This is a genomic window from Kitasatospora sp. NPDC048239, assembly GCF_043202015.1.
GTDB lineage: Bacteria > Actinomycetota > Actinomycetes > Streptomycetales > Streptomycetaceae > Kitasatospora.
In genome coordinates, this window is sequence record NZ_JBICZP010000010.1 from 199,211 (window position 1) to 212,794 (window position 13,584).

The window sequence follows — 13,584 nt, forward strand, 5'->3', positions numbered from 1 at the left end:
TGGGTGACGTGCATCCAGGAGAGAATAACGCTTTGTGCAATGACAGCTACACCGTGTGGTCGAAGTGGTCGTTTGGGATCCACATGGCGTGCATATTCGGCTGACACTGACCGAACGTGTCATCGTTCATCCGGCTCAACGTGATCGAACGGGTGCGCCGGGTGACATATTTGGCGGTCCGGCGGACGGTTTCCCTGTCTCAGGGCCCGGCAACCCCTGACTTTCCCGGGCTGGCGAACGATCAGAACCGGTCACTGGCTGGCAGGTTCGCAAGACGGGCGTGGACCGGCCTGCGGCGCGCGGGAGTTCGCCCGTACGAGCGGCCTGGTCAGCGCGTGGATTGACGGGTGGTCACCCGCGCAGGGGAGCCGGGCCCTGGTGCGATCCCGGGCGCGGCGCGCGGCGGTTCGGGGCGGTCGGGGGCGGCGCGGACCGACGGCGGAGCCGGCCGGCCCCGGGGGTCAGGCGCGGTGGCGGCGGTGCAGGGCCACCCCGGCGGCGGCCGCGCCCGCGAGGACGCCGAGCCCGGCGGCGGCCGGGAGGCCCACCCGGGCGGCCTTGCGCCCGGTCCGGAAGTCCCGGACCCGCCAGCCCTGGGTGCGGGCGTGTCGGCGCAGCGCGCCGTCCGGGTTCACCACGTACGGGTGGCCGACCAGCGAGAGCATCGGGATGTCGTTGGCCGAGTCGCTGTACGCGGCGCAGCGGTCCAGGTCGAGCCGCTCCCGGCGGGCCAGCGCGCAGACCGCGGCGGCCTTGGCCGGGCCGTGCAGCAGCTCGCCGACCAGGCGGCCGGTGTACAGGCCGCCCTGGGCCTCGGCGACGGTGCCGAGCGCACCGGTCATGCCGAGCCGTCGGGCGATCACCCGGGCCACCTCCAGCGGGGCGGCGGTGACCAGCCAGACCCGCTGCCCGGCGTCCAGGTGCATCTGGACCAGGGCGCGGGTGCCGGGCCAGATCTTGTCGGCGACGACCTCCTCGAAGACCTCCTCGCAGAGGTCCTCGAGATCGGCGGTGCGCTTGCCGGCGACCAGGCCGAGCGCGGTGTGCTGGGCGTCGGCCATGTGGTCCGGGTCCTCGGCGCCGTGCAGCCGGAACCAGGCCTGCTGCCAGGCGAACCTGGCGATGTCGCGGCGGGTGAGGAAGCCGCGGCGGTAGAGGCCGACCCCGAGGTAGAAGATCGCGGCGCCGCGCAGGATGGTGTTGTCGCAGTCGAAGAAGGCGGCGGCGCGCGGGTCGTCCGGCTCGGGGGTGTGGTTCCCGGCGGGCGCCTTGGGGGCCTTTCCGGCCCTGGGCTGCTCGGGCTGGGGCTCCGACGGGGGCTCCGGGCGGGCCGGGGCGGGGTGCGGCTCGGCGCGCAGGGCGGCCTCGGCGGCCGCGGCCGCGGCCTCGCCGGCCAGGGCGGTCCGCTCGGTGGTGGGACGCCTTGTCTGGGTGAGCCTTCGGAGCACGGCCATGGCACCGAGCATAGCCAGCCGGGCCGGGAGCGGCCGTGACGGCGGCGTGCCCCGGCGGTTAACAGCGCGTAGCCGACGGGCTGCCGGTGCGGTGGTCCGGCGGAGGGCGGGGCGGGCGCACAATGGCCGGGTGAGTCCACTGCTGCGACGTGACAAGAGCAAGAGCCCGAAGCCGGCCGACCGTACGGTGACCATGATCGGCAAGCCGGGCTGCCACCTCTGCGACGACGCCCGGGAGGTGCTCCTGCGGGTGACGGCCGAGCTGGGCGCGGCGTTCGAGGAGAAGGACATCACGCAGGACGAGGCGCTGTACCGCGAGTACGCGGAGCAGATCCCGGTGACGCTGATCGACGGCCGCCAGCACGACTTCTGGCGGGTCGACGAGCGCCGCCTGCGCGCGGCCCTGGGGGCATAGGGCGCGTCTTCAAACCCCCGCCGACCGGCGGGGGCGGTTCGCCGAATCGTTGTGAAGAATCCCGGTATCGGCCTGGGAGCGGCCGTGTTCGTCGGCTTACGATCGAACTCGTCTGCGCCCATGGGGGGCTGAGCACGCGAGGAGTGCCGCCATGCTTCCCGTCCCGACCCCGGGGATGCCCGCCACCGCGGCGGCCGGGGGCTTCGCGGTGGTGGACGTGGAGGCGACCGGCCGCAGCCCGTGGCGGCACCGGGTGGTCGAGGTGGCCGTGGTGCTGTTGGACGAGCGGCTGGACCCGCAGGCCGAGTTCTCCACGCTGCTCGACCCGCTGGGCCCGGTCGGCCCGACCCATGTGCACCGGATAGCGCAGGAGGACGTCGAGGGCGCCCCCCGCTTCCGCGAGATCGCGCCGAGGCTGCTGGAGCTGCTGGCCGGCCGGGTGCTGGTCGGCCACCACGTCACCTGTGACCAGGCCTTCCTGGATCGCGAGTTCGCCCGGATCGGCGTGCCGCTGCCGCCCGTCCCGCTGCTCTGCACCATGCGCCTGGCCCGCACGCACCTGCCGCAGGCCCGCGGCTTCGGCCTGGCGGCCAGCGCGGAGGCGGCCGGCCTCGGCTGGTACCCGGCGCACACCGCGCTGGGCGACGCCCGGGTCACCGCCGAGCTGCTGCGGTACTGCGTGCGGGCGGCGTCCGGCCGGCCGGACGACTGGGCGGGCCCGCTGCGCGAGGCCGCCCGGGTGCCGTGGCCGAGGCTGGGCCCGGCCCGGTCGCGGCCGTCCGGGGAGCCCGTCCCGCTGCTTCGCCGGGAGGCGCTGTACGGCCCCTGGCCACGTGGCGCACAGCCCCCGGCGGTGGTGCTGACAGAGACCGGTGCTATGGGGTCCCCGGCGTGATGCGCATCACTGTGCATGGACAAATCGGACACCATCTTTGTGCACACGTTCACAAACGCATAGCCTGGCTGCCAAAGCCCAGCTTCACCCACAGGAGCACCGTGGCAATCGGCCGATCACCACAGAGCAGTTCGCAGACGCCCGACCAGGGCGCCGCGCGCCGACCCTCGCGTGCCCGGGGAATCCCGGAGGCGACCGTCGCCCGCCTTCCCCTCTACCTGAGGGCACTCACCGCGCTCTCCGAGCGCTCGGTGCCGACCGTCTCCTCGGAGGAGCTGGCGGCCGCCGCCGGCGTGAACTCCGCGAAGCTGCGCAAGGACTTCTCCTACCTCGGCTCGTACGGCACCCGCGGGGTGGGCTACGACGTCGAGTACCTCGTCTACCAGATCTCCCGCGAGCTGGGCCTGACCCAGGACTGGCCGGTCGTCATCGTCGGCATCGGGAACCTCGGGCACGCCCTCGCCAACTACGGCGGCTTCGCCTCCCGCGGGTTCCGGGTCGCCGCCCTGCTGGACGCCGACCCGGCCGTGGTCGGCAGCAGCGCGGCCGGCCTGCCGGTGCGCCACATGGACGAGCTGGAGTCCATCGTGGAGAGCCAGCACGTCTCGATCGGGGTCATCACCACCCCGCCCGGCGCCGCCCAGCAGGTCTGCGACCGCCTGGTCGAGGCCGGCGTGACCAGCATCCTCAACTTCGCCCCGACCGTGCTGACCGTCCCGGACGGCGTGGACGTGCGCAAGGTGGACCTCTCCATCGAGCTGCAGATCCTGGCCTTCCACGAGCAGCGCAAGGCCGGCGAGGAGCCGGACCGCGCCGAGTCGGTGCTGGACCGCGCCCCCGGCCCGGTCCGGGCGGCCGCCGCCAAGCTGCGCCGCGCCGCCGGCGGCAGCGGCAAGGGCCGCTCGGCCGCCGAGCAGGCCAAGGACGCGGCCGAGCCGGCCAAGGGCAACCCCGGCGAGGGCGAGCGCTCCGCGGTGATGCCGGCATGAGAACCGAGAACCGCGGCACCAGGGGGCGGGCATGAGTCTTCTCGTCGTAGGACTGAGCCATCGCACCGCCCCGGTCGGCGTGCTGGAGCGCGCCGCGCTGACCGGCGACGTCCCGACCCGGCTGCTGCACGACGCGGCCGCCACGGCGACCGTCGGCGAGGCCGCGCTGCTGAACACCTGCAACCGGATCGAGCTGTACGCGGACGTGGACAAGTTCCACGCCGGCGTCGCCGAGCTGTCGCTGCTGCTCGCCCACCACAGCGGGGTGGACCTGGAGGAGCTGACCTCCCACCTCTACGTCCACTACGAGGACCGCGCCGTCCACCACCTCTTCTCGGTGGCCTGCGGCCTGGACTCGATGGTGGTCGGCGAGGGCCAGATCCTCGGCCAGCTGCGGGACGCGCTGGCCAAGGCCCAGGAGGAGCACACCGCCGGGCGCGGCCTGAACGAGCTGTTCCAGCAGGCCCTGCGGGTCGGCAAGCGCGCGCACAGCGAGACCGGCATCGACAAGGCCGGCCAGTCGCTGGTCACCTTCGGCCTGGAGCAGGTCGCGGCCGGTGCGGGCGAGATCGCGGGCAAGCGGGCCCTGGTGGTCGGCGCCGGCTCGATGAGCTCGCTGGCCGCCGCCACGCTGGTCCGCTCCGGCGTCGGCAGCCTGATGATCGCCAACCGCACGCCCGAGCGCGCCGAGCGGCTGGTCGAGATCCTCGGCCCCGGCGCGGCCCGGACGGTCGAGCTGGCCAAGGTCCCCGAGGCGCTGGCCGAGGTCGACCTGGTGATCTCCTGTACCGGCGCGGCCGGCGTGGTGATCAGGGCCGAGGACGTCGCCGCCGCCGTCGCGGCCCGCGACTCCCGGACGCCGCTGGCCTTCCTCGACCTGGCCATGCCGCGCGACGTCGACCACGCCGTGCACGAGCTGCCCGGCGCGCTGCTGGTCGACCTGGAGAGCCTCTCGCACGCCCACGCCGCCACCCCCGGCGCCGGGGACGTGGACGCCGTCTCCGGCATCGTGGCCGAGGAGGTCACCGCCTTCGGCGCCGCCCAGCGCGCCGCCCGGATCGCGCCGACCGTGGTCGCGCTGCGGGCGATGGCCTCCGACGTGGTCTCCGCCGAACTGGGCCGCCTCGACTCCCGGCTGCCCGGCCTGGACGAGCGCTCCCGTGCAGAGATCACCCAGACCGTCCGCCGCGTCGTCGACAAGCTGCTGCACGCCCCCACCGTGCGGGTCAAGCAGCTTGCCGCCGAGCCCGGCGGAGCCTCCTACGCGGACGCGCTGCGGGAGCTGTTCGACCTCGACCCGGCGGCCGTGCACGCGGTCTCCGGTACCCCGGTCGGCGCCCAGCAGCCCGCCGGCGGACCCCACGCCGTCGGAGGGGTCCGATGAACCGTCAGCCATCCCACGAGTACCACCGGGACGATCACCTCATGAATGGTCAACCACTCTCCGACCAGGCCCCGGCCGCCACCGCGCCACTGCGGCTCGGCACCCGGCGCAGCGCGCTCGCCATGGCCCAGTCGGGCATGGTCGCCCGCGAGGTGACCAGGCTCACCGGGCGCCCCGTCGAGCTGGTGGAGATCACCACCTACGGCGACACCTCCCGGGAGGCGCTGGCCCAGATCGGCGGCACCGGCGTGTTCGTCTCCGCCCTGCGGGACGCTCTGCTGGAAGGCCGGATCGACTTCGCCGTGCACTCGCTGAAGGACCTGCCCACCGCGGCCCCCGAGGGCCTGGTGCTGGCGGCCGTCCCGCAGCGCGAGGACTCCCGCGACGCCCTGGTGGCGCGCGAGGGCCTGACCCTGGACGAACTGGTCGAGAAGCTGGCCGGCGCCGGGCGCACCGCCCGGATCGGCACCGGCTCGCCGCGCCGGACGGCCCAGCTGAACGCCTGGGCCGCGGCCCGCGGCGGCGCGCTGGAGACCGTCGCGATACGCGGCAACGTGGACACCCGGATCGGCTTCGTCGCCTCCGGTGAGCTGGACGCGGTGGTCCTCGCCGCGGCCGGTCTGAACCGGCTCGGCCGCGGCGCCGAGATCACCCAGCACCTCGACCCGGAGCTGATGACCCCGGCCCCCGGCCAGGGTGCGCTCGCCATCGAGTGCACCGCCGCCGACACCGGGCTGGCCGCCGAGCTGGCCGCCCTCGACCACGCCCCCACCCGGGTCGCGGTGGCGGCCGAGCGCGCCCTGCTGGCCGCCCTGGAGGCCGGCTGCTCCGCACCGGTCGCCGCCCTGGCCACCTGGGGCCACGAGTACGAACTGCGGCTGGAGGGCGTGGTCGGCACCGTCGACGGCGCCACCCTGCTGAAGATGTCCGCCGACGGTCCGATCGTCCTCGACGAGACCGCCGAGCAGCAGGCGACGGCCCTCGGCCTCGCCCTCGCCGCCCGGCTGCTCGACGCGGGCGCGGCCGCCCTCATGGGGGAGCGAGCCCGATGAGCCCCACCGCTGCCACCGACCTTCCGTTCCCGGCCGACAGCCCCTTCCCGGGTGACGGCTCCTTGCGGGGTGGGGCCGCCCCCGGCCGGTGCACCTTCCTGGGCGCGGGCCCCGGGGACCCGGGCCTGCTGACCCTGCGTGCGGTCGAGGTGCTGTCCTCGGCCGACATCCTGGTCGCGGACCCGCTCACCGCGGCCGCCGTGCGCAGCCACTGCCCGGCCGGCGTGCAGGTGCACACCCCCGGCGCCGAGGCCGCCGAGTTCGACCTGGCCGCGCTGGTCGCCGAGGCCGTCCGGTCCGGCAAGCACGTGGTGCGGACCGTCGACGGCGACCCGGGCCTGGACGGCTGCGCGGCCGAGGAGATGCTCAGCTGCGCGGGCGGCGGCATCCCGTTCGAGGTGATCCCGGGGGTCGCCCAGTCGGTCGGCGTGCCCGCCTACGCCGGTGTGCCGCTGCGCGGCGGCAACGGCACCGACGTCCGGTTCGTGGACGGCGCCGCGCTGCTCGCGGGCAGCCCGGTGGACCTGGGCGCGCCGGAGACCACCCTGGTGGTGCGCACCACCCTGGGCCAGCTGCCGGCCACCGCCAACGCGCTGGTGTCCAACGGCCGCAAGCCCGAGTCCGCGCTGAGCGCGACCCTGTCGGGCACCACGACCCGTCAGCGCACCTTCACCGCCACGCTGGCCACCATCGCGGCCGACCTGAAGGCCGCCCGGGTGCTGCCCTCGCCGGTCTCCGCCCCGGTGGACCCGGCGACCTCGGTGATAGCCGTGGTCGGGGAGCAGGTCGCACACCGCTCCTCGCACTCCTGGTTCGAGACCAAGCCGCTGTTCGGCTGGAACGTGCTGGTGCCGCGCACCAAGGAGCAGGCCACCGGCCTCTCCGAGCAGCTGCGCTCGTACGGCGCGGTGCCGCAGGAGGTGCCGACCATCGCGGTCGAGCCGCCGCGCACCCCGCAGCAGATGGAGCGGGCCATCAAGGGCCTGGTCACCGGCCGCTACGAGTGGATCGCCTTCACCTCGGTGAACGCGGTGCGCGCGGTACGGGAGAAGTTCGAGGAGTACGGCCTGGACGCCCGGGCGTTCGCCGGGATCAAGGTCGCGGCGGTCGGCGAGACCACCGCGCAGGCCCTGGTGGACTTCGGCGTGAAGCCGGACCTGGTGCCCTCCGGCGAGCAGTCCGCGGCCGGGCTGCTGGAGGACTGGCCGCCCTACGACCCGGTGTTCGACCCGATCGACCGGGTGCTGCTGCCGCGGGCCGACATCGCCACCGAGACCCTGGTGGCCGGCCTGGTCGAGCTCGGCTGGGAGGTCGACGACGTGACGGCGTACCGGACGGTGCGCGCGTCCCCGCCGCCGGCCGAGACCCGCGAGGCGATCAAGGGCGGCGGCTTCGACGCGGTGCTCTTCACCTCGTCCTCGACCGTGCGCAACCTGGTCGGCATCGCCGGCAAGCCGCACAACGTGACCGTGATCGCCTGTATCGGCCCGGCCACCGCCAAGACCGCCGAGGAGCACGGCCTGCGGGTCGACGTGATGGCCCCGGCGCCGTCGGCGGCCGCGCTGGCCCAGGCCCTGGCAGACTTCGGGGCCAAGCGCCGCGATGCCGCGACCGCCGCGGGTGAGCCGGTCTACCGGCCCAGCGAGCGCCGGCCCGGCTCGCGCCGCAAGGCCCGCTGAGGCCCTGCCGTTTCGAGAAGTCTGCGGCCGGGGGCGGCCACCCGTCGCCCCCGGCCCCGCACAACCGTTCGGAGAGAGAAGCCGTGTCCGCTGAATTCCCGTTCGTACGCCCCCGCCGACTGCGCTCGACGCCGGCGATGCGCCGCCTGGTCGCCGAGACCCGGCTGCACCCTGCGGAGCTGATCCTGCCGCTGTTCGTCCGCGAGGGCGTCAGCGACCCGGTCCCGGTGAGCTCGATGCCGGGCGTGGTCCAGCACACCCGCGACACCCTGCGCAAGGCCGCGGTCGAGGCCGCCGAGGCGGGCCTGGGCGGCCTGATGCTGTTCGGCGTCCCCGAGGTGCAGGACGCGGTCGGCAGCGAGGGCACCAACCCGGACGGCATCCTGCAGCAGGCGATCCGCGACGTGGTCTCCGAGGTCGGGGACGCCCTGGTGGTGATGTCCGACCTCTGCCTGGACGAGTACACCGACCACGGCCACTGCGGCGTGCTGGCGGCCGACGGCAGCGTCGACAACGACGCGACGCTGGAGCGCTACGCCGAGATGGCCCGGGTGCAGGCCGACGCGGGCGTCCACCTGGTCGGCCCCTCGGGGATGATGGACGGCCAGATCGCGGTGGTCCGCCGGGCCCTGGACGAGGCCGGGCACCAGGACACCGGCATCCTCGCCTACACCGCCAAGTACGCCTCGGCCTTCTACGGCCCGTTCCGGGAGGCGGTCGGCTCCTCGCTGAAGGGCGACCGCAAGAGCTACCAGCAGGACCCGGCGAACGCCCGGGAGTCGCTGCGCGAGCTGGAGCAGGACCTCGCCGAGGGCGCGGACCTGGTGATGGTCAAGCCCGCGATGGCCTACCTGGACATCCTGCGGCAGATCGCCGACGCCTCGCCGGTCCCGGTGGCGGCGTACCAGGTGTCCGGCGAGTACGCGATGGTCGAGGCGGCCGCGGCCAACGGCTGGATCGACCGCGAGCGCATGATCATGGAGACGCTGACCTCGATCCGCCGGGCCGGCGCCGAGCAGATCCTCACCTACTGGGCGCTGGAGGCGGCCGCGATGCTCAAGTAGCGTCCGGCGCACCGCACGACGAAGGCCGGGCCCCCCGCGCGGGGGCCCGGCCTTCGCGGCTGTCCGGGGGGTCAGCCGACGTGGGCGAAGCCCTCCTCGCCGCCGAGCGCGTCGGTGGAGGTGGCGGCACCCCAGCCGTGGGCGCCGGCGTGGATGTGGGACGTGTGCGCGAGGCCCCACCACTCGCCGGCCGCGAACACCGGGTGCGCCGAGGCGACGAACTCGCCGCCGCCGGCCAGGCCGACGTGGGCGAACGCCGGCGTGGCGACGCCCGCCAGCGCCAGCGCGCCGAAGGCGGTGAGCGCGGCCTTGCCCAGCTTGCTCTTCATGGAACTTCCTCTCCTGAGGGGGGTTCGGTCATTACACGTGATCACACGCGACCGTCCTCGGCGCTCCCGCACGCGCCGCAGTGACGGCATGTCACCCGGACGGACCGTCCGGTCCATTCATCGCACAAGCCCGGAGGGCCCGGGGAAACCTCCCCGGGCCCTCCGTCCGTGCCGTGCCCCCTGATCAGCCGATCAGGTGCGAGACACCCGCGTCGCCCGAGGACTGGGTGTTCTGGCCGACGTTGCAGATCTGCTTCGGGGTGCTGTTCAGGATCGGCACCTCGACCGGCACCGCGACACCGACGACGGCGACCGCGATGTTGTGGACCTCCGGCAGGCAGACGTTGGCGTTGTCCAGGGTGTGGAAGTTCGGGCTGCCGTTGCCGTGGGTGCCGGTCTGGTTGGTGCCGCCGTTGCCCTGGGCCGAGACGGCGGAGCCGTCCGAGTCGGCGATGGCGGAGGCGGAGCCCGCGGACATCGCGAGGGCGGCGACGGCCAGGCCGGCGGCGGCGAAGGACTTCTTGATCATTTCCGGTTTTCCTCTCGGGGTGAATCGGGGAGCGATTCGAAGGGTGGTTCAGGAGGGTGGAGCGGTGGAGCGGTGGGACGCGAGGGTCAGCCGACCAGGTGGGAGACGCCCGCGTCGCCCTTGCTCTGGGTGCCCTGGCCCTGGGTGCAGTACTGCTTGCCACCGCTGTTGGCGATCGGGACCTCGACCGGGACGGCCACACCAAGCACACCCACGGCGATGTTGTGGATCTCGGGGAGGCAGACGTTCGCGTTGTCCAGGAAGTGGAAGTTCGGGCTGTTGTCGCCGACCGTGCCGGTGAAGTTGGTGCCGCCGTTGCCCTGGAGGGAGGCGGCGGCACCATCCGAGTCGCCGATGGCCGAGGCGGGGGCCGCAGCCATGGCCAGCGCGGCCGAGACGAGGCCGGCAGCGGCGAAGGACTTCTGGATCATGGGGAGATCCCTCTCTGAAATGCTTTTGGTTTCCGTGCGGACAACGCGTTCAACGCTCAGACCCGGTCTGCGTCACTGACATTCAGATCAAAGAACGACGGCACGGAAGGTTACGGGGATTTTTGAAAAGAGTCCGGGAGGCTCGTCGGCGAAACGCTTTCCGGTCGGATTATTAGGCCGAATCGGTTAACCGCCGCAATCCGGGCTCCAGGTCGCTCGTTGAGGCAGATTGCTTTCGGCTGCTCCCCGCAGCCGTCCGCTTTCGGCTGCTCCCTCGCAGCCGTCTCAGAGGTCTCCAGACGGACAGGCAGAACGGTGAAGAGCATGAAGTTCTCCAAGCGGGCCGGCGCGATGCTGCTGGCGGTCGGTGCGGGCGTACTCGCCTCCCAGGGGGCGGCGTCGGCCGCCTCGGTGGGCCCCGAGCAGGTCGGGGCCGTGGAGGACGCGCTGGCCACCCAGCAGGTACCGGCCGACGTGCCGCTCTCCCCGCTGGGCAGCCGGGTCACCGCCGGCATCCCGACCTCGCTGGTGATGCCCGCCGTCCCCGGCCGGACCACCGGCGGCGAGTTGATCCCCGACCGGATCGTCCCGGCGCTCGGCATCGGCAAGGTCGGCCCGACCGCCAAGGCCGAGCTGCCGCTGCCGCTGGTCGACCAGGGCGCGGACCTCGGCGAGGTGCTGCTGGAGGCCCCCAACACGCCGCTGCACGCCGACACCCCCGGGATCGGGGTCGGCAAGCCGCTGGCCCTCGCCCAGGACGGCACCGGCCAGCTGGCCGACGGCCGGCTGAAGGTCGACGAGCTCGACCCGCGGCTGATCACCGGGGCCGTCCAGGTGGTCCCCGGGGCCACCGCCAGCCTGGGCAAGGAGGACGACCGGATCTCGGTCACCGACTCGGTGGACAACCTGGCGACCACCACGACCGCCACCACCACCGGCGTCCTCCAGCAGGCCGCGCTCACCGGGCTCGGCCAGCTCTGACCGGGCCCGGCCCGGCGGCCCCGGCCCTGTGCCGGGCCCTGCGCCGCGGCTGAGCGCCGTCTCCGGCACGCGTGAGCCCCGGTGTCCCCTCCGGACGGGACACCGGGGCTCACGCGTGCCGTTGGGCGTGCGGGCGACCGGGCTCAGCCCGGCAGCACCCCCAGCAGCGGGCCGACGGCCGGCAGGTCGCGCGGGCCGCCGCCGGCGCTGAGCGGACCGGTCAGCGTGCCGGTGCCGATCGGGGCCAGACCGGAGTTGTCGGGCTGGACGGTCGCGCCGTTGTTCAGCACGTCGGCGGAGGAGTTGGCCCACGGGTCCAGGCGCAGGTCCTTGAGCGGTGCGATGCCGTAGCCGAGGCCGGCGGTCGTGCCGCCGAGCGCCTGGCCGACGTCGGTGCGCTGGAGGTTGGTACCGCTCTGGTTCGGCGCCGCCTGCGCCGAGCCCGCGCCGAGCAGCATCGCGGCGCCCAGGGCGGCGGCGAGGCCGGCCCCGCTCATCTTCGAAGCCATGCGGAATCACCCTTCGGGGGATGGGGTCCGGGCGGTCGGTGTGCGCCCGGGATGCCGAACGGCCCCTCGGCCGGAGGGCCGAGGGGCGGTCAGGTCTGGGCTCGTGCCGATCAGGAGATCAGCAGTCGTCCGCGTGGTGCGGGTGCGCTTCCACGTTGGCGCAGCTGTTGCCGAACGCCGGGTTGAGCAGGCCGATCACGTTCACGGAGTTGCCGCACAGGTTGATCGGCACGTGCACCGGCACCTGGACCTGGTTGCCGGAGACGACACCGGGGGAGCCGGCGGCGACGCCCTCGGCGCCGGAGCTGGCGGCGGCGGAGCCGGCACCGGCCAGCACCACGCCGGCCGCGGCAGCGGTGAGGACAGCGGCCTTCTTCACGTTCTGCATGGGGGTTGATCTCCTAGATCACACACGGGTGGAGCGCGCCGCACCCCGCCGGGCGGCGGAGTGCGGCACGGGCTCGGTGAATCAGCAGTCGCCCACTGGGCGACCGCGGGTTCAGCCGATGTTGGCGCAGTGGTTGCCGAACGCCGGGTTGAGGATGCTGACGACGCCGATCGAGTTGCCGCAGACGTTGACCGGGATGTGCACCGGGATCTGGATCTGGTTGCCGGAGAGCACACCCGGGGAGCCGGCGGCGACGCCCTCGGCACCGGAGCTGGCGAACGCGCCGCCGGCCGCGCCGACGACCAGGCCGGCAGCGGCGAGGGACAGGGCGGCGGCCTTCTTGAAGTTACGCATGTTCTTCCTCCGTTTTCTGCCCGACGGATTGGAAATGTCGGGGGCCGGGCGAAAGGGAATCATCGCCCGTTGGCTTCTGGAATGCCGTGCATTGTCACTCCGGCGGCCCAAATGGCGTGTTTCGTCCGTGGCTTGGACGATGTACGGCCGCCTCGTTCCCGCACCTCGCGAACAATTCCCGCACGGCGGGGGACGATTCGTGCAAAGGCGCGACCAGGAGGGCCCCCGTACCGGTCCGCGGCCCGTGGCGGAACGCGGACCGGTACGGGGATCTCCCGGGAGTCACTGAGCCGCCCGGCGGTCACGGCCGGGCGGTCGTCGGGGGAGCCGTCAGGCGTTGGCGCAGCTGTTGCCGAACGCCGGGTTGAGCAGGCCGATCACGTTCACGGAGTTGCCGCACAGGTTGATCGGCACGTGCACCGGCACCTGGACCTGGTTGCCGGAGGCCACGCCGGGCGAGTTCGCCGCGACACCCTCGGCGCTGGCGCCGTGGGCGTGGTGGGCGGCGGCGGCGCCGGCACCTGCGACCAGCAGGGCGGCGGTGGCCGCGGTGCCGAAGGCGGCGTGGGCGAGCTTGCGCATGGTGCGGTACTCGATTCGTGAGAGGGCCTGGGTGGAGCGGGTTCCGCCAGGGAGAACGAGGCAGCGCCCGGGGGGAAACGGTCGGACTGCCTGATCACCCGAATGCCCGGGAGCGCGCCGCCGTTGGGCCGGTCGGGTGACAGTGGGCCCGGTCTCGCAACCGCCCCCGGGAGGGCTCGTTGGAGATGTCGCACTCCCCGTGCATCTCTGTCGATAGTCAGGAGGCTCATATGAGCATCAAGAAGACGGCCGCCGTCGGCGCCGCCGTGGTGGGCATCGTTGCGGCCGGTGCCGGTTCCGCGATGGCCAGCTCGGGCGCGGAGGGCGTTGCCGCCGGTTCGCCCGGCGTCATCTCCGGCAACCAGGTCCAGGTCCCGGTGCACGTTCCGGTCAACCTGTGCGGCAACACCATCGACATCATCGGTCTGCTGAACCCGGCGTTCGGCAACCACTGCGTCAACGCGGGCTGACCCACGCCCGGTTCGGCCGGCGTGAGCCGCCGTCCTTCGCCTCCCTCCTGGGGCGCGGGGCGGCGGCTCGCCGCGTTTG

General features: G+C 73.7%; 17 protein-coding genes. 9 read left to right on the plus strand and 8 right to left on the minus strand.

The window, feature by feature from the left end; translation table 11 throughout:
* Positions 1-461: 461 nt before the first annotated feature.
* Complete coding sequence (locus ACGFZP_RS25990; RefSeq protein WP_392937369.1) at positions 462-1,454, minus strand: HAD family hydrolase; 993 nt, start codon at positions 1,452-1,454, stop codon at positions 462-464.
* A 130-nt stretch (positions 1,455-1,584) separates the two neighbouring features.
* On the opposite strand from ACGFZP_RS25990, the gene ACGFZP_RS25995 reads away from it, so the two are divergent.
* The 7 genes from ACGFZP_RS25995 to hemB all read left to right on the plus strand — a co-directional run bounded on the left by ACGFZP_RS25995 (position 1,585) and on the right by hemB (position 8,932).
* Positions 1,585-1,869 (plus strand): glutaredoxin family protein, encoded by a 285-nt coding sequence (locus tag ACGFZP_RS25995; protein ID WP_392937371.1) that lies wholly within the window; start codon positions 1,585-1,587, stop codon positions 1,867-1,869.
* Positions 1,870-2,020: 151 nt separating this feature from the next.
* Positions 2,021-2,764: an exonuclease domain-containing protein gene (locus ACGFZP_RS26000; RefSeq protein WP_392937374.1), complete on the plus strand. Its 744-nt coding sequence runs from the start codon at positions 2,021-2,023 to the stop codon at positions 2,762-2,764.
* Between the two features lie 101 nt (positions 2,765-2,865).
* Positions 2,866-3,753, plus strand: coding sequence for a redox-sensing transcriptional repressor Rex (locus ACGFZP_RS26005; protein WP_392937376.1), 888 nt, complete (start codon positions 2,866-2,868; stop codon positions 3,751-3,753).
* Positions 3,754-3,784: 31 nt separating this feature from the next.
* A complete protein-coding gene (locus ACGFZP_RS26010) occupies positions 3,785-5,137 on the plus strand; it encodes a glutamyl-tRNA reductase (protein ID WP_392937378.1) in 1,353 nt (450 codons plus the stop codon).
* Positions 5,138-5,178: 41 nt separating this feature from the next.
* A complete protein-coding gene (gene hemC / locus ACGFZP_RS26015; RefSeq protein ID WP_392937380.1) occupies positions 5,179-6,189 on the plus strand; it encodes a hydroxymethylbilane synthase in 1,011 nt (336 codons plus the stop codon).
* A complete protein-coding gene (locus ACGFZP_RS26020) occupies positions 6,186-7,868 on the plus strand; it encodes a uroporphyrinogen-III synthase (RefSeq protein WP_392937382.1) in 1,683 nt (560 codons plus the stop codon). The genes hemC and ACGFZP_RS26020 overlap by 4 nt, the downstream gene beginning before the upstream one ends.
* Positions 7,869-7,951: 83 nt before the next feature.
* Entirely contained in the window at positions 7,952-8,932 is a 981-nt protein-coding gene (hemB, locus tag ACGFZP_RS26025) for a porphobilinogen synthase (protein ID WP_392937385.1), read from the plus strand.
* Positions 8,933-9,003: 71 nt separating this feature from the next.
* On the opposite strand, the gene ACGFZP_RS26030 is transcribed toward hemB, so the two are convergent.
* From ACGFZP_RS26030 to ACGFZP_RS26040, 3 genes are all read right to left on the minus strand, one after another.
* On the minus strand, positions 9,004-9,261 hold the full coding sequence (locus ACGFZP_RS26030) for a hypothetical protein (RefSeq protein WP_392937387.1): 258 nt from the start codon (positions 9,259-9,261) through the stop codon (positions 9,004-9,006).
* A 184-nt stretch (positions 9,262-9,445) separates the two neighbouring features.
* Complete coding sequence (locus ACGFZP_RS26035; protein WP_387946878.1) at positions 9,446-9,790, minus strand: rodlet layer protein; 345 nt, start codon at positions 9,788-9,790, stop codon at positions 9,446-9,448.
* Positions 9,791-9,876: 86 nt separating this feature from the next.
* On the minus strand, positions 9,877-10,221 hold the full coding sequence (locus ACGFZP_RS26040; protein ID WP_387946880.1) for a rodlet layer protein: 345 nt from the start codon (positions 10,219-10,221) through the stop codon (positions 9,877-9,879).
* Positions 10,222-10,545: 324 nt separating this feature from the next.
* On the opposite strand from ACGFZP_RS26040, the gene ACGFZP_RS26045 reads away from it, so the two are divergent.
* A complete protein-coding gene (locus ACGFZP_RS26045) occupies positions 10,546-11,202 on the plus strand; it encodes a hypothetical protein (protein WP_392937390.1) in 657 nt (218 codons plus the stop codon).
* A gap of 143 nt (positions 11,203-11,345) precedes the next feature.
* Here the strand turns inward: ACGFZP_RS26045 and ACGFZP_RS26050 are convergent, their stop codons facing one another.
* From ACGFZP_RS26050 to ACGFZP_RS26065, 4 genes are all read right to left on the minus strand, one after another.
* A complete protein-coding gene (locus ACGFZP_RS26050) occupies positions 11,346-11,711 on the minus strand; it encodes a hypothetical protein (protein ID WP_392937392.1) in 366 nt (121 codons plus the stop codon).
* A 118-nt stretch (positions 11,712-11,829) separates the two neighbouring features.
* Entirely contained in the window at positions 11,830-12,099 is a 270-nt protein-coding gene (locus ACGFZP_RS26055) for a chaplin (RefSeq protein ID WP_392937395.1), read from the minus strand.
* Positions 12,100-12,210: 111 nt separating this feature from the next.
* Positions 12,211-12,453: a chaplin gene (locus ACGFZP_RS26060; RefSeq protein ID WP_392937398.1), complete on the minus strand. Its 243-nt coding sequence runs from the start codon at positions 12,451-12,453 to the stop codon at positions 12,211-12,213.
* A gap of 330 nt (positions 12,454-12,783) precedes the next feature.
* Positions 12,784-13,035, minus strand: a complete 252-nt coding sequence (locus ACGFZP_RS26065) for a chaplin (protein WP_387952400.1) — start codon at positions 13,033-13,035, stop codon at positions 12,784-12,786.
* Positions 13,036-13,265: 230 nt separating this feature from the next.
* On the opposite strand from ACGFZP_RS26065, the gene ACGFZP_RS26070 reads away from it, so the two are divergent.
* Positions 13,266-13,505: a chaplin gene (locus tag ACGFZP_RS26070; RefSeq protein ID WP_392937400.1), complete on the plus strand. Its 240-nt coding sequence runs from the start codon at positions 13,266-13,268 to the stop codon at positions 13,503-13,505.
* The last annotated feature ends 79 nt before the right edge of the window (positions 13,506-13,584 follow it).